Genomic DNA, 19,971 nt, shown 5'->3' on the forward strand with positions numbered 1-19,971 from the left:
GGGGCAACGGTTCCCGGGTCACTTCTGCCTGGCGCACCTGCGCAGCTGGCGCAACTGCGCCAGCGAGGAGTTACTGGAACAGGTCTGGCTGCTCGGCCTGGATCTGGTCGAACAGCGGCTGCGCGTTGAACCAGCCCGCGAGGGGTGAGCCGAGCTGGTCGCGGGTTTGCAGTGCGATCTCGTGGCCGATCAGGGTGGGTGTGCCCGCGGCCATGGCAAGGAGCTGGGCCTGGCAGGAGCGTTCCATGGTGATGAACCACCACACCGCCTCGGCCACGCTCTGCCCGACGGTGAGCAGGCCGTGGTTCTGCAGGATCACCGCCTTGTGCCCGCCGAGGGCGGCGCCGATGTTCTTGCCCTCTTCCAGGGCGGTGACGATCCCGTTGTAGTCCCGGTAGATCGCGTGGTCCTGGTAGAAGGCGCAGGCGTCCTGGGTGATCGGATCCAGGGGGATGCCGAGGCTGGCGAAGGCCTTGCCGTGCAGGGAGTGCGAGTGGGCGGCGGCCACGGCGTCCGGGCGGGCGGCGTGCACCTGGGAATGGATCACGAAGGCAGCCCGGTTGACCGGCCGCCTGCCTTCCACCAGCGTGCCGGTGTGGTCGACCAGCACCAGGTCGGATGCCTTGATCTGGTGGAAGCTCATGCCGAACGGGTTGACCCAGAACCGGTCCGGGCTGCCAGGGTCGCGCACGGTGATGTGCCCGGCGACGCCTTCGGAGAAGCCGAACTTGCCGAAGAGCCGGAACCCGGCCGCCAGTTGTTCCTTGCGGTGGCGGCGCTCGTCCTCGACGGTGTCGAAGGTCGGCGGGGCGGGCAGGGCGACGCCCTCGGGCATCGGGCCGAACAGCTCGCGCATGACGTCGTCCATGACGGCTCCCCAACGGATACATGGATGTATCGGATACATCAACGTATTATCAGAGGATGCCGAAGGGGTCAACGAAGCGCAGGCCGGAGACGATCACCCGGCTGCTGGACGCGGCGTTGCGGGTCTTCGCCGAGCAGGGACTGCGCGGGGCCACCATCGCCCAGGTCTGCGAGCGGGCCGGCTACACCCGGGGCGCGTTCTACTCCAACTTCGACAGCCTGGAGGAGTTGTTCTTCGCGCTGTTCGACCGGCATGCCGATCAGCAGCTGGACCGCCTGCGCGAGTCCCTGGAGGCCGGGGGCTTCGAGGCGTTGCTGGCGGTCGACGAGGCCGAGGTGACCTGGTACCTGGTCTCCACCGAGTTCACCCTGCACGCCATCCGCGATCCGGCGGCCGCGCGCAGGCTGGCCGAGCACGACGCCCGGCTGCGCGCCACCCTCACCGGGATCCTGGCCGGACACCTGGCCAGGCTCGGCCGGACCGCCACGGTCGACCTGGACGAGCTGGCCCGCCTGGTCGTGGCGCTGCGCGAGGGCAGCCTGGCGCAAAGCCTGGTCGAACCGGACCGCCTCACCCCCGGCCACCTGGAACAAACCTACCTACCAATCCTGCTCACCGCCCTAAGCCACTGACCCCACCCGCACCGTGTTGGCCGTTCTCGTACGGTGTGTTGGCCGTTGTGGACGGTGTGTTGGCCGTTGTGCGTACCAGTTCGGCCAAGACTGGGTACGACAACGGCCAACACGCCGGTGAGGTTTTAGCTCAGGGCGCGATCCCTTCGCTCTCCCGGTACACGCCCAGCGCGGCGACGTGGGAGGTGAACCGGAAGTGGCGCCCGTCCGGGCCGACCTCGCCGTCGGTGGCGATGGCGACCTTGTTGCCGAGCACCTCCACGTCCACCTCTGGCCGGTCCTGCTGGCAGTAGGTGCGGCTGCGGTGCAGTGCCCCGGTCAGCGCGGCCAGCACGAACCGGGTCCGCGACCAGCGCATGTCGGCGCGCACGTAGCGCACATCCAGCAGTCCGTCGTCCAGGCGCGGGCGGCTGCTGGGGGCGAAACCCTTGGGCTCGTAGGAGCCGTTGCCGACGAAGAGCAGCCAGACCTGGCGGGTCTCGCCGTCGATGCGGACCTTGAGCGGGCGGGAGGCGTGCAGCACCCGGACCAGCGCGGCCGCGGCGGCCGGCCACTTGCCCCAGCGGCCCTGCCATTTCTCCCGCAGCCGGACCATGTCGGGGTAGCCGCCGAGGCTGGCGGTGTTGACGAACCAGCGCCGCGGCAGGCCGTCCACCAGCACCGAGCTGAGGTCGACCGCGACCGCGGAGCCGTTGTCCACCGCGCGCACCACGCTGTCGGCCTCCTCCGCGCCGACGTCCCTGGCGAAGTGGTTGAGCGTGCCGGCGGGCAGCACGGCCAGGGGCAGGCGGCGTTCGGCGGCGATCGAGGCGACCGCGGCCACCGTGCCGTCACCACCGGCCACGCCCAGCGCCCGGATGGGTTGGTCCGCCGAATCCAGGGCGGTGCGGAGCTGGTCGAGCAGATCCTCGTCCTTGCTCGGTTCGATCACGGCGGCCTTGGGCCAGTTGCGGGCGACCTCCTCGCTCTGGTCGAAGGAGTCGTCGCCGGAGTGCGGGTTGACCACCACCAGCAGACCCTCGCCCTCGGGCAGCGCGGCGGCCTCGGTCTCGTGCCGGGTGTCGGCGGGGGTCTCCCGGCGCAGCGGCCACCAGTGCCGGGTGGCCAGGCCGATGCTCGCGCCCAGCACCACGCCCGCGGCCACATCGCTGGGCCAGTGCACGCCGGTGTGCACCCGGGAGTAGGCGACCGTGGCGGCCAGTGGGATGACCACGGCCGCGGCGACCGGGGCCTCCATGGTGACCGCGGTGGCGAAGGCGGCGGCCGAGGCGGCGTGCCCGGACGGGAAGGAGGAGGAGGTCGGCGGATCGGGGATGCGCCGGTACTCGGGCACCAGCTCCGCGGCCGGCCGGCGGCGCGGGAACAGCGGCTTGGCGATCAGGTTCGCCGTCGCGCTCGCACCCGCGATGGCGACCACCCCGCGGAACGCGGCACGCCGGGTCCGGCCCTTCTTACTCGCGAGAAGCGCCGCCACTCCGAACCACAGCAGGCTGTGATTCGCACTCGTGGTGATCACCTTCAAGGTGGGGTCAACAGCACTCCTGGGCAGGTCGGCGCTACGCCGAACGAGGTCACGATCCGTCTCGTCGACGCCTTCGAACACCCTGCGAAACCACTCGAACACAACAACACGCTAACTGGCGCCCGGATGGAGTCCGGTCAGACGCGCCGCTAGCGCCTACTGTGGACACATGCAGCGGCGGATCTTCGGCATCGAGACCGAATTCGGGGTGACCTGCACCTTCCACGGACAGCGACGCCTGTCCCCTGACGAGGTGGCGCGGTACTTGTTCCGTCGCGTGGTGTCCTGGGGCCGGTCATCCAACGTGTTCCTGCGCAACGGTTCCCGGCTCTACCTGGACGTCGGCTCGCACCCGGAGTACGCCACCGCGGAGTGCGACGACCTCACCCAGCTGGTGACCCACGACAAGGCGGGCGAGCGGATCCTGGAGGACCTGCTCGTCGACGCCGAGCGCAGGCTGGCCGATGAGGGCATCGGCGGCGACATCTTCCTGTTCAAGAACAACACCGACTCGGCTGGCAACTCCTACGGTTGCCACGAGAACTACCTGGTCGCGCGGGCGGGGGAGTTCTCCCGCATCGCCGATGTGCTGCTCCCGTTCCTGGTCACCCGGCAGCTGATCTGCGGCGCGGGCAAGGTCCTGCAGACCCCGCGCGGCGCGGTGTACTGCCTGTCCCAGCGCGCCGAGCACATCTGGGAGGGCGTTTCCAGCGCCACCACCCGGTCCCGGCCGATCATCAACACCAGGGACGAGCCGCACGCCGACGCCGAGCGCTACCGCAGGCTGCACGTGATCGTCGGCGACTCGAACATGTCCGAGGTGACCACGCTGCTCAAGGTGGGCAGCGCGAACCTGGTGCTGGAGATGATCGAGGCGGGCGTGCAGTTCCGCGACTTCACCCTGGACAACCCGATAAGGGCCATCCGCGAGATCAGCCACGACCTCACCGGCCGGCGGCAGGTGCGGCTGGCAGGCGGACGCGAGGCATCCGCGCTGGACATCCAGCGGGAGTACTACCAGCGCGCGGTGGAGCACGTGGCCCAGCGCCAGCCCGATCCGACCGCGAACAAGGTGATCGAGCTGTGGGGCCGCACCCTGGACGCGGTGGACGCCCAGGACTTCGGCCAGATCGACCGGGAGATCGACTGGGCGATCAAGCACCGGCTGCTGGAGCGCTACCAGGCCAAGCACAGCCTGGAGCTGTCCAGCCCGCGGATCGCCCAGCTCGACCTCGCCTACCACGACATCCGCCGCGGCCGGGGCATCTTCGACCTGTTGCAGCGCAAGGACCTGGTGCACCGGGTCACCGACGACGGCGAGATCGAGGCGGCCAAGGACACCCCGCCGCAGTCCACCAGGGCCAAGCTGCGCGGTGACTTCATCGCCGCCGCGCAGGCCGCGGGCCGGGACTTCACCGTGGACTGGGTGCACCTCAAGCTCAACGACCAGGCGCAGCGCACCGTGTTGTGCAAGGACCCGTTCCGCGCGGTGGACGAGCGGGTGGAGCGGCTCATCGCCTCGTTGTAGCCGGTGCCGACCGTGGCGCGGCTGCGCAGGCCGCGGCTGGACCTGGTGCGCGGGGACGCGCTCCAGGCCCGGCTCACCACGGTCACCGCACCGGCTGGGTACGGCAAGACCACCCTGCTGACGGCCTGGGCGAACCCGGCCGAGGACGCCTGGCACACCTGCCGTCCGGCCGACCGCGCCCCGCTGAGTTTCGCCGCGGGCCTGGTGGCGGCGTTGCGCGCGGTGCTGCCCGCCCTCGACGTCGACCTGCCGCCGCTGTGCGTGGACGGCTCCGAGGAGGCCGAACCCTGGGCCGATGTGCTCGGCGCGCTGCTGTGCGCGGCGGTCGCCGACGCCGTCCAGACCCGGCCCCGCGGCCTGTTGCTGCTGGTCGACGACGTGCATCTGCTGGATGGCGGCACCGCCGCGATCCAGCTGCTGCGCACCCTGTGCGGCCAGGCCCCACCCGGCCTGCACCTGGTCCTGGCTTCCCGCACCCCGCCGCCGTTCCCGGTGCACCGCCTGCGCGGCGCGGGCGAACTGGTCGAGGTGACCTGGGCCGAGCTGGCCTTCACCAGCACCGAGGTGGCCGATCTGCTCGGCGGCGGCGCACCCGGTCAGGCCGACCGGATCCAGGAACTGACCTGCGGCTGGCCGGTCGCGGTCCGCCTCGCCTGCGCCACCCCTGACCTGCCCGAACCGGCGGCCGCCAGGGAACATCCGCTGTTCGACTACCTGGCCGAGGAGATCGTCGACCGCGAACCACCGCCGGTGCGGGCCCTGCTCCGGATGGCCGCCCTGTTCGACCGCTTCACCCCCGGCCTGCTCACCGCGCTGGGCGTGGACGAGGCCGAGGCCACCCTGTCCGGGCTGCTGCGCCGTGGCCTGTTCGCCGAACCCCGCCAGCCCAGCCCCGGCTGGTCCGGCCTGACCCCACTGGCCAGGACCTTCGCCCAGGCCAGACTCCCGGTCGACCCGGTACTGGCCCGCGCCGCCCAGCGCCGCGCCGCCGACTGGTACCTGGCGGCGGGCGAACCCGCCGCCGCGCTGGCCGCCCTGGCCGCGGCCGGGGAACACCAGCGCAGCCAGGCCCTGCTCGCCGAGCACGCCGCCACCCTGCTCGCGCACGCCGGTGCGGGCACCGTGCTCGCCGCGGTGGACTCGGTCCCCGAACACGCCCGCACCCCGCTGACCTGGCGGCTGGCCGGTGACGCCCACCAGGTCACCGGCGACTGGCCCCAGGCCCTGGACTGCCTGCGCCGCGCCGCAGGCCCCGACGGCCTGCCCGAACCCGAACTGGCCAGCCGGATGGCCTGGATGCACTACTTCAGCGGCGCTCCCGCGCAGGCCCTGGCCGTCTGCGAACGCCACCGCCCCACCGGCGCCGACCCGGTCAGCGAGTCCGCGCTGCTGAGTTGCCAGGCCTCCGCGCACTGGGCCCGCGGCGACCACCCGGCCTGTGCCCAAGCCGCCCACCAGGCCCTGGCCCTGGCCCGGTCCAGCGGTGACCACGCCGCCCTCGGCCTGGCGCACACCGCCCTGGCCATGGTCGCCGCCGCCGCGGGTGACCGGGAGGCCAACGCCGAGCACTACCTCGCCGCCCTGGCCCACGCCGAAGCCGCCGGCGACGTGCTCGGCGCCATCCGGATCAGGGTCAACCGGACCTCGCACTTCGTCGAGGACGGCCGCTACCGGGAAGCCCTCGCCGAAGCCGCTCCCGCCCTGCACCTGGCCGAGGTCACCGGCTTCACCACCTACCGGGCCCTTGGCCTGAACAATCGCGGCCTGGCCCACCGCGGCCTGGGTCACCTGGACGAGGCGGTGGCCGATTTCGTGGCCGCGCAGGCCATCTTCGCCCGCACCGGCCACGTGCTCACCGCGGCCCCGCTGGGCCACCTTGGCGAGGTCTACCACCTGCGCGGCGACCGGGCCCTGGCCCGGGCCGCCTACACCGAGGCCATCGCCCTGTCCGGGTCCAGGGGAACGGTGAACCAGCTGGTCCGGGCCCAGGTCGGCCTGGCCCGACTGCTTCTCGACGAAGACCCCGACCAGGCCGGAACGCTGCTCGCCCAGGCCAATGCCGCCGGTTCCCGCCTGAGCGCGGTCGCGGTGGCGGTCACCGAAGGCCAGCTCGCCCTGTCCCGCGCCAAGAATCCCACCAGCCCGCACCCCGCCGACGCTCCGCCCAGCGCCCGCACGGCCGCCCCTCCCGCCGCCGCTGCCACCCATCTCGCCGCCGCCCGCGCCGCCGCCCAGCGCGCCGAATCCCTCGCCCGCGCCCAGCGCGACCGCAACGGCCTGGCCGAAGCCCTGGTCCTGCACGCCCAGGCCACCCCCGACCACGCCCAGGCCCGCTCCCTGATCGACCAGGCCGCCGCCGTCTGGGCCGAGGCCGCCGACCCCATCGGCGGCGTGCGCGCCCAGCTCGCCCGCGCCACCCTGCTCGGCGGCGCCCACGGCGGCCAGCTCGCCCAGCGCGCCGAACGCGCCGCCCGCGACCTCGGCGCGGGCGGCCTGGCCGCCACCGCGGTCGCCATCGCCGAACAGTGCCTGCGCCCGGCCCGCGGCGCCGTGCACATCCAGACCCTGGGCGGCTTCCGGGTGCTGCTCGACGGCACCCCGGTGCCCTCGGCAGCCTGGCAGTCCCGCAAATCCCGCGACCTGGTCAAACTCCTGGTCACCCGGCGCGGCCAGCCGATCACCAAGGACGCCGTGCTCGCCGCGCTCTGGCCCGGCGAGCCGCCCGGACGGCTCGGCAACCGGTTCGCGGTGGCCCTGTCCACCGCGCGCACCGTGCTCGACCCGCACCGCCGGCTCGGCGCGGGCCGCTGCCTGCTGGTCGAGGGCGACGCGGTTCGCCTGGACACCAGCCGGGTCACCGTGGACGTGCTGGCCTTCCTCGCCGACGCCGCCGCCGGACTCACCGCGCACCGCCAGCGCCGCGCCGAGGCGCTGCCGCTGCTGACCACCGCCGAAGCGGCCTACCTTGGCGATTTCCTGGACGAGGACGTCTACGCCGAGTTCGCCGCCGAACTGCGCGACGAGGCCCGCACGGTCTATCTCCAGGTCGCCATCCTGGTCGCCGAAGCGGCCTTCGCCGAGGGCGAGCACACCCAGGCCGCCCGCTGCTGCCTGCGGATGCTGCAGTACGACCGGCACGCCGAAGCCGCGCACCTGGCCCTGGTGCGGGCCCTGGTCGCGGCGGGCAGCCACGGCGAGGCGCGGCGGCGGTACCGGAGTTACGTGGCCCGGATGGCCGAGATCGAGGTCGAACCCCGCCCGTTCCCGGCCTGAGCGGGCACAACGGGATCGCCGTGCCCGGCCACGGCGATCCCGTCCCCAGTGCATTCAGTTGGTCTTCTAGAGGGTCAACGTGCCAGGGAACGCCGGGTCGGCGTTGTAGCGGGCGAAGGTGTCGGTGATGTCGACGTAGAAGATGTGCCACGCGCCCGCCCCGGCCGCCTGGCCGGGGCAGGCCGCCCCGCCGAGGTACCCGGCGCTGATCGTGCCCTTGGCGTTGACCTGGCCATTGGCCAGCGGCAGGTACACCGGTCCGCCGCTGTCACCCGGCCGGGCCGCGCAGGTCTTGTGGATCTGCTTGGCCTCCACCGTGTCGATGAAGCCGAGTGAGGGCAGCGGCACGTTCACCGCGGTGACCTTGACGTTGCAGTGCTGCCCGCTGAACGCGCCCGAGGTGCACACGAACTGCCCGACGAAGCTCTTGGTCGCCGCCGCCACTACCCGGTTGCTCGGAATACCCGCGTTCCACGGTCCGACGTAGATCCGCTTGAGCTGCACCGACTGCGGCGCGACCGGCCGGATCAGCAGGGTGTCCCAGGAGTTCCGATCGTGCTCGATGACGCCCCAGCCCTCATTCGCCCCGTCCCGCACGGCGTTGCCGTTGGCGCCGCAGTGCCCGGCGCTGAGCATCTTCGCGCTCACCCCGGCCGCGGTGTGGTGCCGGACCGGGAACCCGGTGCTGCACCCGCCGCCGGTGCGGTACACCGAACCGCCCCAGTACGGCGAGCAGTCGTCCTGCCTGCCGGTGCAGGCCAGCGCGTCCACCCGCGACCCGGCCTCGATCCGCACCGGCACGGTCGCCGCCAGCACCGTGGGCAGTTTCCGCGCCTCTTCCTCGGTGCCGCTGAACCGGACCGTCACCCCGCTGCCGTCCACCGCGGGCACCACGCCGGTCACGCCGGGTTCGGTGGCGATGCGGTCCCGGTTGGCGAACAGCTCGGTCCGGGAATGCCGGACGTCGGCCACCTCGACCCGGTAGTCCCGCCGCAGCTCCGCGAGCACGGAGTCCGGCCGCGGCGGGACCGGGCCCTGCCAGTAGACCTGGAGCGTGCGGTGCTCCGGCGAGATCGCGACGCCGGTGTATCCGCCGGAATCGGTGGCCCCTTCCACCGCGTCGCTGAATCGCTGGGCGCCCGCGCTGAGCCGCTCCTGGACCTCGATGAGTTCCCGCCAGCTGCCAAATCCACCCGGCGGTGGCTCATCGGGTAACTCGGTGCCCGGCGGCACATCGGTCTTCCACCGGTCCTGTGCCCCGGCCTGCGCCGCGCCGCCGAAAGCGCTCAGCAGCAGCGCCGCCCCCAGCAGCGCGCCGAGCCCGCGCCGCAGGTGCTGTCCGGTCCCAAGCTGTCGTGTCCCACGCATGTCCCTCTCCCCAAGGCCGATGTCGTCCGCGCTGTCCTGCACGCCGGGACAACGCTAGGAACAGCGCTTAGGGAATCCTGAAAGCCACTGGATAATCCGGTTGCCGCCCGCGAACCGTAGTACGTACGGTTGAAAGCATGATGATCACGGATCAGCGGGCGCCGACCACCGACCGGGCGATCGTCATCGGCGGCGGCCAGTCCGGTCTGGCCGCCGCCTGCGCCCTGCGCACGCACGGATTCCAGCCGGTGCTGCTGGAGGCGGGCCCGGAACCGGTCGGCTCCTGGCCGATGTACTACGACAGCCTGGTCCTGTTCAGTCCAGCGCATCTGAACGCCTTGCCCGGCCTGCCTTTCCCCGGTGCCCCGGACCACTACCCGACCCGCGACCAGGTGATCGACTACCTCCGCGGTTACGCCCAGAACCTGGATTGCGAGATCCACACCGGCCGCCGCGCCACCTCGGTGCTCTGCGACCGCGAGGGTTTCGTGGTCACCACCCAGACCGGCGAGACCTGGCACGCCCCCGTGGTCGTCTCGGCCACTGGGAACTTCAGCACGCCGTACCGCCCCGACCTCGGCCTGGCCGGGTTCACCGGCCAGGTGCTGCACTCCAGCGAGTACCGGAATCCCGCGGAGTTCGCCGGTCGGCGGGTGGTCGTGGTCGGCGCGGGCAACTCCGGCGTGCAGATCGCGGTCGAACTGGCCGAGACAGCCGAGAAGGTCACCCTGGTCAGCCGGAAACCGGTGAAAATCGCCGACCTGCAAGGCATGGAGGTCTTCTGGACCTTCATGAAACACCTGGGCCACCTGCCCCTGGGCGCGGCCCTGGCCCGCAGCGGCCTGCTGGTCGGCCAACAGGTGATCGACAACGTCGGCGGCTTCCGAACCGCGCTACGCAACGGAAAACCCGCCCACCGCTCCCTGTTCACCAAGGCGACCGCCACCCACCTGCACTGGCCCAACGGCGCCAAGGAGGAGGCGGACACCATCATCCTCGCCACCGGCTTCCGCCCCAGCCTGGAACACCTCCGCCCGCTGGGCGCCCTGGACCGGGCAGGCAACCCCCACCACCGCAACGGCCTGTCCACCACCCACCCCGGCCTAGCCTATGTGGGCCTGCTGGGCCAACGAGCCCTGTACTCGGCAGCCCTGGGCGGCGCGGGCTGGGACGCCTGCCACGTAGCCAAAACCCTGCGCCGGCGCCTGCCCCGCAAGACCCCCGCGTGCTGCGCCCATTAGGCGGTCGCTGGTAGTGCTCGCCCGCAGCCCGCAGCCCGCAGCCCGCAGCCCGCAGCCCGCAGCCCGCAGCCCGCAGCCCGCAGCCCGCAGCCCCGCGCCCCCGGTTCGGCGTGCCGTCAGTCCGGCGCGCCGAACCGGGCAACGTGATGCCACAGATGCTTCAGCACCTGCGGATCATGCTCCCCGCCCAGCACCGCCCGCCCCACCATCCGCGCGTCCACGAACCCACCCTCGGCCAACCCAATCCCCAGCGCCACCGCCTCCGGCGTCCGGTACCCCTCGGTCTCCCGAAGCCGCCACACCGGCAACCGAAACCCCGGATGCCACTCCACCGGACAGGGCAACCCCGCCGCCAGCTCCGCGACCTCGGTGTCCCGGAAACAGGCGTCCAGCACCAGCGCCTCCACATCCCGCGCCAGCGACACCGGCCCGTGCACCTGCGCCTCGACGTAGTCGTCCAGCACATCCCGCTCGTCGGAGCGCGCCAGCTCGATCAACGACATCCGCTCCGCGGTGCCGAACCGCTCCGGCTCGAACACACTGTCCGGATAGCAGAACGTGGTGCGCCGCAACGATTCCGCGCTCAACCGAAAGTGTGCCGACCCAAACCGGGGCGCCGCCCCCACCGCCCGCCGCCGGAAGTTCAGCGCCCCGTACTTGGGCCGCTCCACCGCCGCCGCCGAGTCATAGGCGGCCCCGAAGATCCGGCTCTCCCACCGCCACCGGTCCCCACCGGCATACGCGGTCAGCCCACCATTGCCGATCCCGGTCTCGAACTGCGACCGGTAACACCCATCCGCGCCCAGCAACGCCAGAATCGGCTGCCCACCGACCGTCCGGTCGGGATGGAAGTTCAGGCTGACCCGCAGCGCACCACCCATCGGCCCGCCCCGGGACAACGCGGCGACATGGGCGATGGCCCGATCCTGCGGACTGGAGAACGTGCGCACACCGGCGATTCTCGGCCACCCGGCCACTGAATTTCCGGCGACGCGGCCCGCAGCCGCTCACCTCACCCCGTCGAGCCACCCGGCCCCGCGCCCACCGCCCACCCTGTCCCGCCGTGCCTCCTCGCCGCCCCGCGCGACGCCGGTCGCCGCGCGGCGTGCTGACGGGCTCGCCGAGTGGTGTCAGGATGCCGGGTGTGATCGGCGCCTTCCTGTGGGCTCAGCCCTATGCCCTGCCGGTGTTCGGCGGCCTGGCCGTGGTGTTCGCGGTGCTGGGCTGGTTGCTGGGCAAGGCCGGGCGGGCGCGATGGTGGGCGGTGTTGCTGCTCGGGGTCTCGGGCGCGCTGGTGGTGGCGACCACGCTGACGCCGGTGCGGGCGGGGACGGGCGCCTTCGGCACCTGCCGGGTCGCGGTGCCGTCGGTGGACGCGTCGCTGTCCACCGCGGGCGTGCTCGGCCTGGCGTTGTTCGTGCCGGTCGGGCTGGCCACGGTGCTGGTGTTCCGGCGGTTCTGGGCCACCCTGGCGCTGGGTGTGGTCGGGGTGGCCGCGCTGGGACTGACCCAGGCGCTGGTACCCGCGCTGGGCCGGGCCTGTGACTCGGATCTGTTGCTGGCGAACCTCCTCGGGGTGCTGGTCGGTGCGGTTTTGGGCGGTGTCGCCACCGGTTTCCGGCGGGGCACCGAGGTGCGGTTCCGGCAGACCCCGTGGGTGGTGGCCGGGGCCGGACTGGTCGCGGTGGCCACCCTCGCCGCGGTCCTGGTGCGCCCCGCGGTGGACGAACCTTTGCCGGAGCAGGCCAGTGCCAGCCGGGAGCAGACGGACCTGCTGCGCGAGACCGCGCGGAAGTTCCTCGGCCCGGACGGCGGCCACCAGCTCCGCGAGGTCCGCCGCGCCGACGGCCAGACCCTGCTGATCGCCGCCCTGACCACCGGCGCCGCCAATCGCGGCATCGTGCACCTGGACTGGCCCTCCGGCGAGGCCACCGCGGCCGAGTTCACCCCACCATTGACCCCGGCCACCGCGCCGGTGGACGCGACCGCGGCCAAGGACATCGCGATCCGGCGGGCGCAGAGCTACTTCCCGTGGGTCCTCGGCGCGGAACTCCGGGTCACCCCGGTCGCAGGCGGCGACTTCTCGGCCAGCTGGCGCCAGCGCGCGGACGGGGTGTTGCTGCCGCTGCGGGCAGACCTCCTTCTTGATCGGAACGGCGGACTGGTGCAGTTCAGCACCGCCAGGACACCGACCCCGGACCTGTGCCCGGTGACGGTCGACCAGCCCCGCGCCGAAGCGGCCGCCACCGCCGCTCGGCCCGGACGGCAGGTCGCCAGGGGCGAACTGGTGGCCCGCCGGGTCGGTGAGCGGTGGACGCCGCTGTGGGCGCTGGGCCTGGTCCCGGCCGGGGGCGGGCCGGAGCAGGTGTTCGTGGACGCGTGTGGTGGACGGGTGGTGCCGGAGTCGGAGGTGCGGTGACCCGGCGGTGGGTTGGGGATGGCGGAGTCGCCAGCCGCCAGCCGGGCGATCCGGAGCGCGGCTTTCCGAGCACTGGTACCGAGTACCGGGTGGCTGCGCGCCGGGTGGTGGGTCAGGGCGACGCCCGGCTGGGGCGGGCTGGTGGCGTCAGGGCCGGGGCTGTGGCTGAGTCAGGCCTCCAGGGTTTGGGCGTAGCGCAGGCGTAGCTCCTCGGTGCGGTCGGTGGGCCAGGGGCAGCGGATGTCGCCGAACAGGGCGGCGAAGAACAGTTCCAGGTGGGTTTGCCAGGCGGCCAGGGTGACCGCGCGCAGGTCGGCCAGCCCGGCCGGGATGGTCTGAGTGACGGTGAGCAGGGAGCCGAAGGCCTGGGGCGTCAGCTGCCAGCGGACCACGCCCGCTGGCGCGTCCTCGTGCAGCCAGGTGTAGGCCAGGGTGTCCGGGGCGGCCAGCTCGGTGACCACGCCGGCGGGCTGGTAGCCGTGGGTGGCGCGTAGCGGGGGAGCGGCGCCCAGGACGGCTGGGTCGTCCTCGGTTAGTTGCGCCCACACCTTCTCTTTCGGGTGAATTAGGTCGCGTTGGACCCGGATCAGGAAGCCGTCAGCCATTGCCGCGCACTCGCCAGTGGCGATCCCAAACTCCTCGACGTAGTGCTCGGCTCGGTGGAACCAGTCCTTCCTGGTGGACTCGACCGCGTGGCCTGCTAAAACCCCCTCCATGACGTCCAGCTGGCCGTCCCAGCCCGCCGCGTGGCGTGCCGTGGCGAGCAGGTCTCCCGGACCGCCGAGGGCATGGGTGAACACCAGCAGGCAGCCCTCGTCCGTGGGCACCAGCTCGAACCGCAAAACGGCCGTGTCCTGCGAGTTTGCGTCTTTCCAGGTGAAGGCGAACACTCGGGGTGGGTCGAATTCCAGGATCTCGCCACTGCCCGGCGGCGCCTCAGCGCCCGGGTAGATGAACGTTATGGGTGCGCCGATGCGCTGCTCCGCGTGGAACTCGACCGGGAACCAGTGCTTCAGGTGAGCCGGATCGGTCACCGACTGCCAGACCTTCTCCGGCGCATGCCGCAGCCGGCGCTCGAACCGCAGGACGGGACGCGCCGGATTCGGATTCAACGAGCCACTTGTAATTGCCATGGCAGTAATATAGCCTGATGTTCATGAAGGATGTCAAATCGAGGGCAGGGCGTTCGCCCGGTCGAGTAGCAGGGTTCGTTCCCTGGTGTTCTCCGTCAGCTCCGCCGCGCGCAGGAACTCCGTCCGCGCTTCGTCGTGGCGGCCCAGCTTGGCCAGGAGATCGGCTTTTACGCTCGGCAGCCGGTGGTAGTTCCGCAGTGCGGGCACCTCGCTGAGCTGGTCCACCAGCTCCAGGCCGGTGGCGGGTCCGAAGGCCATGCCCAGCGCCACCGCGCGGTTCAGCTCCACCACCGGCGACGGGGTGAGCAGGGCCAGCGCCTGGTACTGCGCGGCGATGCGGATCCAGTCGGTCTCCTCGGCGGTGCGCGCTCGCGCGTGACACGCGGCGATCGCGGCCTGCACGGTGTAGGGGCCGCGCGGATGGCCGAGCTGTTCCGCGCGTTCCAGCGCCGCCATTCCGCGCCCGATCAGCAGCCGGTCCCAGCGGGCCCGGTCCTGCTCCAGCAGCAGCACCGGCGACCCGTCCGGACCGACCCTGGCCCGGTTGCGGGAGGCCTGGATCTCCATCAGCGCCACCAGTCCGTGCACCTCGGCCTCGGCGGGCGCCAGCCCGGCCAGCACCCGGCCCAGCCGCAGCGCCTCCGCGCACAGCTCTGGACGCAGCCAGTCCTCGCCGGCGGTCGCCGAATAGCCCTCGTTGAACACCAGGTAGATGACCTCCAGCACCGAGGACAGCCGGGCCGCGCGCTCGGCGCCCCTCGGCGTCTCGAAGGGCACCTTCGCCGTGGTGAGGGTCTTCTTCGCCCGCGAGATCCGCTGCGCCACGGTCGGCTCGGCCACCAGGAAGGCCCGCGCGATCTCCTTGGTGCTCAGCCCGCCGAGCAGGCGCAGGGTCAGCGCGACCCGGCCTTCGGTGGACAGCACCGGGTGGCAGGCGGTGAAGACCAGGCGCAGCAGGTCGTCCTGGATGTCCTCCTCCAGCGCGGCGGCGAGGTCGGGCTCCGGCCCGGTCTCCAGCGCGCGGCCGACCTCGGCGAGCTTGCGCCGGTAGTTCTCGTTGCGGCGGATCAGGTCGATCGCCCGGTTGCGCCCGGCGGCCATCAGCCAGGCGCCCGGATTGCGTGGCACGCCCTCGGCCGGCCACTGCTCCAGCGCGGCGACCAGCGCGTCCTGGGCGAGTTCCTCGGCCAGTCCGACGTCCCGGACCAGCCGCGCGAGCCCGGCCACCACCCGCGCGGACTCGATCCGCCACACCGCCTCGACGGCCCGATGGGCCTGGGTTGCCGTCATGGCGGGTCATCAGAGCAGGCCCGCCATGACGAGGCAACCAGAGCGGCGGGATCAGCTCCCCTGCTGCTGCTCCACCTGCGCGCGCAGCCGCGCCTCCTGCTCCCGCAGTTCGGGGGTGAAGGCGTCGCCGAAGTCCTCCTCGGTGAACACCTGGCGGATCTCCAGCTGGCCGCTCTCCATCGGGGCCCGCTTGACCCATTCGATGATCTCTTCCCGGGAGCCGACCTCCAGCAGCCAGAACCCGGCGAGCAGCTCCTTGGTCTCGGCGAACGGGCCGTCGATCACGGTGCGCTGCTCGCCGTCGAAGGCGATCCGGACGCCGTTCGAACTCGGGTGCAGGCCCTCGCCCGCGAGCAGCACGCCCGCCTTGACCAGTTCCTCGTTGTAGCGGCCCATCGCGGCCAGGTCCGCCTCGGCGGGCATCACGCCGGCCTCGGTGTCCTCGCTGGCCTTGACCAGAACCATGAAACGCATTGCCGTCTCCTTCGTCGTGGTTGCCGAGATCGTGGCGACCTCGTTCTACCCGGGCGTCGATCGGCGATGGCGGACTTCGACACGATGGCCGGACTTTTTTTGGCAAGATCGGTTCATGACCGATGTGGGTGCGGTGTTCGACGCGGGCCGGGCGGAGTTCGTGGACTTCTCGCCGCTGCTGTGGGGCCCGATGGGCTCGGCGACGGCGGAGGCGGGCGGGCTCGAACCCGGCGACCGGGTGCTGGACGTGTGCTGCGGGGCGGGCGCCTCCGCGCTGCCCGCCGCCGAACTGGTCGGCGAGCAGGGCCTGGTGCATGGGCTGGACCTGTCGGCCGAACTGCTCGGCTACGCCACCAAGATCGCCGCCCGGCGCGGGCTCCGCCAGGCCGAGTTCTTCGAGGCCGACGCGACCGTGTGGGAAGCCCCCGACGGTGAGCCCTACGACCTGCTGCAATGCGCCTACGGCGTGTTCTTCCTGCCCGAGATGGACACCGCAGTCGGGCGGCTGAGCACACTGGTCCGGCCCGGCGGCAAGGTCGTGATCACCACCTGGGCGGACGCATCCACCGAGGGTTTCGGCTCCGAGCTGGTCGACGCGGTCCGGGTGTACAAGCCCGAGCTGCCGATCAACTCACCGGTCAACCTGGCCGCCCAGCGCATCAACACCGAGGACAAGCTCACCGGCTGGCTGGCCGGGCTGGGCCTGACCGGGGTCGAGGTGCGGCGGGTGGAGCTGCGCATCCCGATCGACGCGGCGCTCGCCTGGAGCTTCGTGCTCGGCACCGGCATGCGGGCCCGGCTGGCCGGGCTGACCCAGCGGCAGGTGGAGGGGGTCCGCGCGGACTTCACCCACCGGCTGGCCGCGGCGGGCATCGACCACCTGGACGCGGCCTCGCTGATCGGTGTCGGCACCCGCTGACCTGGTCACCACCCGGTTCTTGAGCGCGCACCTACCACACCCGAGGGAGGAACAAAGCCCATTCGGCGCAGCGCACTGGCGCGGACCCGTAAGCTGCTTCGGGTGTCCGTTGCCCGCGCCGAACGCCTGGTGAACCTGGTCCTCTGCCTGCTGTCGACCCGGCAGTACCTGACCGCCGACCGGATCCGGTCGATCGTGCCCGGGTACACCGACGCGGCCAACCAGGAAGCTTTCTTCCGCATGTTCGAGCGGGACAAAGCGGAACTGCGCGACCTGGGCGTGCCGCTGGAGACCGGGCGGCATTCGGCCTTCGACCCGGAGGGCTACCGGATCGCGCGACGCGACTACGAGCTGGGCGAGATCGACCTGGAGCCGGACGAGGCCGCCGCGGTGGCGCTCGCCGTGCGGCTGTGGGAGTCGCCGGAGCTGACCGGGGCCGCGCACGGCGCCCTGGTCAAGCTGCGGGCCGCCGGGGTGGACGTGGACCAGGCGGCGCCCTCGATCGTGGAGCCCAAGGTGCGGGCCAACGAGCCCGCGTTCGGGCCGCTGCTGGCCGCGGTGCACGCCGGGCGGGTGGTCGGCTTCGACTACCGCAAGCAGAGCGCGCCCGAACCGGAACGGCGCACCGTCGAGCCGTGGGGCGTGGTGTCCTGGCGCGGGCGCTGGTACCTGGTCGGACAGGACCGGGACCGGGCGGCGCCGCGGTGCTTCCGGCTGTCCAGGGTGGTCGGCATCCCCAAGGCCACCGGCCGCGACGGTGCGGTGCGCCGGCCAGAGGGCGTGGACCTGTTGCACTACGTCGCCGGTGACCAGGACACCGCGCCGCAGTCGGCGCCTGCCCGGGTCTGGGTGGCGCTGGACCGGGCGCACGGGTTGCGGCGGCGGGCCAAGGCGGTGGAGACGATGGACCTGGATGGCGAGACCGGCGAGGTGATGGAGATCGATCTGGTGTACCCGAACTCGGCGGCGAGCTGGATCGCCGGGTACGGGCCGGATGTCGTGGTGCTGGAACCGGAGTCACTGCGCGCGCACGTGCATCAGCTCCTCGCCGGCGCGGCGGGGGAGGCCCGATGACCGCCTCCTCCTCCACCGAGCGGCTGCCCAGGCTGCTGTCCCTGGTGCCCTACTTCCTGGCCCGGCCGGGCGTGCTGATCTCCGAGGCGGCGGCCGACTTCGGCGTCACCGCCCAGCAGCTGCGCAAGGACCTGGAACTGCTGTGGATGTGCGGGCTGCCCGGGTACGGGCCGGGTGACCTGATCGACCTGTCCTTCGACGGGGACACCGTCACCGTCACCTACGACGCGGGCATGAACCGGCCGCTGCGGCTGACCGCCGAGGAGGCCACCGCCCTGCTGGTGGCGCTGCGCGCGCTGGCCGACACCCCGGGTGTGGCCGACACGGACGCGGTGCGCCGGACCCTGGCCAAGATCGAGTCCGCGGTGGGCCAGGCCCAGCCCGCGGGTGTGGTGGTCGGCCTGGCCGGCCGGGAGAGCCGGGCCACCGCCGAGGTGCGCGAGCCGCTGCAGCAGGCGTTGCAGGAGCGGCGGGCGGTGCGGCTGCGCTACTACACGATCTCCCGTGACGAGATCAGCGACCGGGTGGTCGACCCGATGCGCCTGCTGCTGGTCGACGGCCGCAGCTACCTGGAGGCGTGGTGCCGCCGCGCCGAGGGGGTCCGGCTGTTCCGGCTGGACCGCGTCGACGAGGTGACGTTGCTGGACGAGCCCGCCACCCCGCCGCCGCACGCCGAACCCACCGACGTCTCCGAGGGGCTGTACCGGCCGGAGCCGGAGCACCACGTGGCGATGCTGGTGCTGGAGACGGACGCGCGGTGGGTGGCCGAGTACTACCCGGTGGACGAGGTCACCGAGCTGGGCGACGGGCGGGCCAGGGTGCTGATGCGCTACACCGACGAGTCCTGGATGGTCCGGCTGATGCTGGGGCTGGGGCGGGATGTGCACGTGGAGCGGCCGGAGCGGCTGGCCGGGCAGATCCGGGACCGGGCGGCGGCGGCACTGCGCCGGGCGAGCCTGGCCCCGGCGGACTGACCGGGCCGGTGCGCGCGACCGCCGGGCGGACTTGACGTGCCGGGCTGGCTGGCTGGGCGCGCGGGTTCGCCGGGCCGGTGCGAGCGACCTCCGGGCGGGTTTGGTTTGGCGGATCGGCGGGCTGGTTCGCGGGACCGTCGGCCGGGCTTGGTTTGGCGGACCGATCGGTGGGCGCGTGGATCGCTGGGTGGGCCTGGTTCCGCTGAGGTGGGCGGTTCGGCGGGTACTTCCACCGCCGTGCCTGGGCTGGCTGCGCGGCGTGGGGTCCGTTGGCGGCCGCGCTTGCTCCTGGCAACCGGAGTCCGGCATACTCCCGCTCCGGTACTCAAGTTTGAGCAATCTTGGGGGCGGCATGGATGTCAGGATTCCGGTGGGGCTTGACCTGCACGTCGCAGGGGAGCTGCGGACGCCGGTCGGGGCGACCGACACCATCCACCTCGCGGTGCCCGGCGGCTACTACGGGCGCGGCTACTGGCTGGTGCGAGCCGATGGGCCCTCCTACGCCGACACCATGGTCGGTGCGGGGCACGCCGTGCTCACCGTGGATCGGCTGGGCGCCGGGGACAGCAGCAGGCCGCCCAGCGCGGAGTTGCGGGGCAGTGCGCACATCGACTCGATGCATCACCTCGTGCAGGCGTTGCGGGCCGGTGAGGTGGATGGGGTGCCGTACCGGCGGGTGATCTTCGTGGCGCATTCGTTCAGCATCGCGCTGGCGCTGGCGCTCGCGTTGCGGTTTCCCGGGGACCTTGACGGGGTCATTCTCACCGGGGGCAGCAGTCAGCCCAATCAGAAGGCCTACAGCGGGATTGCGGCGCATTTCCATCCGGCGGCGCGGGATTCGCGGTTCGCGGATCGAGGGCTTGATCCGGGGTACCTGACCAGCATCGTGGGGACCAGGGCCGGGATGTTCCTGTATCCGGGGACGGTGGACGATCGCCTGGTGGAGTTGGACGAGGAGCTGACCGAACCGGACGTGATTCCGGATTACGAGGTCTTTCCCGGGACCGAGGAGTATCCGAATCTCCGGGTTCCGGTGCTGGTGGTGCTGGGGGACCGGGATGTGTTGTTCACCGGGGAAGGGGCCACCGACTGCTCCAGTTCAGCGAGTTTGCTTGCCGCGGAACGGGTTTTCTACGGGGACGGGGTGGATCTGACGGCGTTCGCGGTGCCGGAGACGGGGCATTCGCTCAACCTGCACCGGACCGCCTTCCAGTGGTACGAGGCGGCGCGGGACTGGGCGCTGCGGATCGGCTGAG

16 protein-coding genes are annotated in these 19,971 nt (G+C 72.3%); 9 read left to right on the forward strand and 7 right to left on the reverse strand.

Annotated features, from left to right (window positions below):
* Positions 1–70 precede the first annotated feature (70 nt).
* On the reverse strand, positions 71–868 hold the full coding sequence (locus ACTOWY_RS30885) for a class II aldolase/adducin family protein (protein WP_441313127.1): 798 nt from the start codon (positions 866–868) through the stop codon (positions 71–73).
* Between the two features lie 56 nt (positions 869–924).
* Here ACTOWY_RS30885 and ACTOWY_RS30890 point away from each other — a divergent pair, with 56 nt between their 5' ends.
* A complete protein-coding gene (locus ACTOWY_RS30890; RefSeq protein ID WP_441313128.1) occupies positions 925–1,500 on the forward strand; it encodes a TetR/AcrR family transcriptional regulator in 576 nt (191 codons plus the stop codon).
* 130 nt (positions 1,501–1,630) lie between these two features.
* On the opposite strand, the gene ACTOWY_RS30895 is transcribed toward ACTOWY_RS30890, so the two are convergent.
* The gene (locus tag ACTOWY_RS30895) at positions 1,631–3,124 is read right to left on the reverse strand and encodes a bifunctional phosphatase PAP2/diacylglycerol kinase family protein (RefSeq protein WP_441313129.1); all 1,494 of its coding nucleotides are present in this window, start codon (positions 3,122–3,124) and stop codon (positions 1,631–1,633) included.
* A gap of 67 nt (positions 3,125–3,191) precedes the next feature.
* Here ACTOWY_RS30895 and pafA point away from each other — a divergent pair, with 67 nt between their 5' ends.
* Together pafA and ACTOWY_RS30905 are read left to right on the forward strand one after the other, a co-directional pair.
* Positions 3,192–4,550, forward strand: coding sequence for a Pup--protein ligase (pafA, locus tag ACTOWY_RS30900; RefSeq protein WP_441313130.1), 1,359 nt, complete (start codon positions 3,192–3,194; stop codon positions 4,548–4,550).
* 3 nt (positions 4,551–4,553) lie between these two features.
* Positions 4,554–7,823: a tetratricopeptide repeat protein gene (locus ACTOWY_RS30905; protein ID WP_441313131.1), complete on the forward strand. Its 3,270-nt coding sequence runs from the start codon at positions 4,554–4,556 to the stop codon at positions 7,821–7,823.
* A gap of 66 nt (positions 7,824–7,889) precedes the next feature.
* Here ACTOWY_RS30905 and ACTOWY_RS30910 read toward each other — a convergent pair whose 3' ends face one another.
* Positions 7,890–9,191, reverse strand: coding sequence for a hypothetical protein (locus ACTOWY_RS30910; RefSeq protein ID WP_441313132.1), 1,302 nt, complete (start codon positions 9,189–9,191; stop codon positions 7,890–7,892).
* Positions 9,192–9,328: 137 nt separating this feature from the next.
* On the opposite strand from ACTOWY_RS30910, the gene ACTOWY_RS30915 reads away from it, so the two are divergent.
* Positions 9,329–10,432, forward strand: a complete 1,104-nt coding sequence (locus tag ACTOWY_RS30915; protein WP_441313133.1) for a flavin-containing monooxygenase — start codon at positions 9,329–9,331, stop codon at positions 10,430–10,432.
* Between the two features lie 116 nt (positions 10,433–10,548).
* Here ACTOWY_RS30915 and ACTOWY_RS30920 read toward each other — a convergent pair whose 3' ends face one another.
* Positions 10,549–11,382 (reverse strand): DUF3626 domain-containing protein, encoded by an 834-nt coding sequence (locus ACTOWY_RS30920; RefSeq protein ID WP_441313134.1) that lies wholly within the window; start codon positions 11,380–11,382, stop codon positions 10,549–10,551.
* 185 nt (positions 11,383–11,567) lie between these two features.
* Between ACTOWY_RS30920 and ACTOWY_RS30925 the strand changes: the two genes are divergently transcribed.
* On the forward strand, positions 11,568–12,851 hold the full coding sequence (locus ACTOWY_RS30925; protein WP_441313135.1) for a hypothetical protein: 1,284 nt from the start codon (positions 11,568–11,570) through the stop codon (positions 12,849–12,851).
* Positions 12,852–13,021: 170 nt separating this feature from the next.
* Here the strand turns inward: ACTOWY_RS30925 and ACTOWY_RS30930 are convergent, their stop codons facing one another.
* From ACTOWY_RS30930 to ACTOWY_RS30940, 3 genes are read right to left on the reverse strand one after another with little or no spacing between them, the layout of a single operon-like run.
* A complete protein-coding gene (locus tag ACTOWY_RS30930) occupies positions 13,022–13,984 on the reverse strand; it encodes an SRPBCC family protein (RefSeq protein WP_441313136.1) in 963 nt (320 codons plus the stop codon).
* A gap of 33 nt (positions 13,985–14,017) precedes the next feature.
* Positions 14,018–15,274: an RNA polymerase sigma factor gene (locus ACTOWY_RS30935; RefSeq protein ID WP_441313137.1), complete on the reverse strand. Its 1,257-nt coding sequence runs from the start codon at positions 15,272–15,274 to the stop codon at positions 14,018–14,020.
* A gap of 51 nt (positions 15,275–15,325) precedes the next feature.
* On the reverse strand, positions 15,326–15,748 hold the full coding sequence (locus tag ACTOWY_RS30940) for a YciI family protein (protein ID WP_441313138.1): 423 nt from the start codon (positions 15,746–15,748) through the stop codon (positions 15,326–15,328).
* Between the two features lie 115 nt (positions 15,749–15,863).
* Between ACTOWY_RS30940 and ACTOWY_RS30945 the strand changes: the two genes are divergently transcribed.
* The 4 genes from ACTOWY_RS30945 to ACTOWY_RS30960 all read left to right on the forward strand — a co-directional run bounded on the left by ACTOWY_RS30945 (position 15,864) and on the right by ACTOWY_RS30960 (position 19,970).
* Complete coding sequence (locus tag ACTOWY_RS30945) at positions 15,864–16,667, forward strand: class I SAM-dependent methyltransferase (RefSeq protein WP_441313139.1); 804 nt, start codon at positions 15,864–15,866, stop codon at positions 16,665–16,667.
* Positions 16,668–16,769: 102 nt separating this feature from the next.
* On the forward strand, positions 16,770–17,741 hold the full coding sequence (locus ACTOWY_RS30950) for a helix-turn-helix transcriptional regulator (RefSeq protein ID WP_185006557.1): 972 nt from the start codon (positions 16,770–16,772) through the stop codon (positions 17,739–17,741).
* The gene (locus ACTOWY_RS30955; protein WP_441313140.1) at positions 17,738–18,715 is read left to right on the forward strand and encodes a helix-turn-helix transcriptional regulator; all 978 of its coding nucleotides are present in this window, start codon (positions 17,738–17,740) and stop codon (positions 18,713–18,715) included. The genes ACTOWY_RS30950 and ACTOWY_RS30955 overlap by 4 nt, the downstream gene beginning before the upstream one ends.
* A gap of 352 nt (positions 18,716–19,067) precedes the next feature.
* Positions 19,068–19,970, forward strand: coding sequence for an alpha/beta fold hydrolase (locus ACTOWY_RS30960; protein WP_441313141.1), 903 nt, complete (start codon positions 19,068–19,070; stop codon positions 19,968–19,970).
* Position 19,971: the final 1 nt, after the last annotated feature.

It is taken from the genome of Crossiella sp. CA198, assembly GCF_052078295.1.
GTDB lineage: Bacteria > Actinomycetota > Actinomycetes > Mycobacteriales > Pseudonocardiaceae > Crossiella.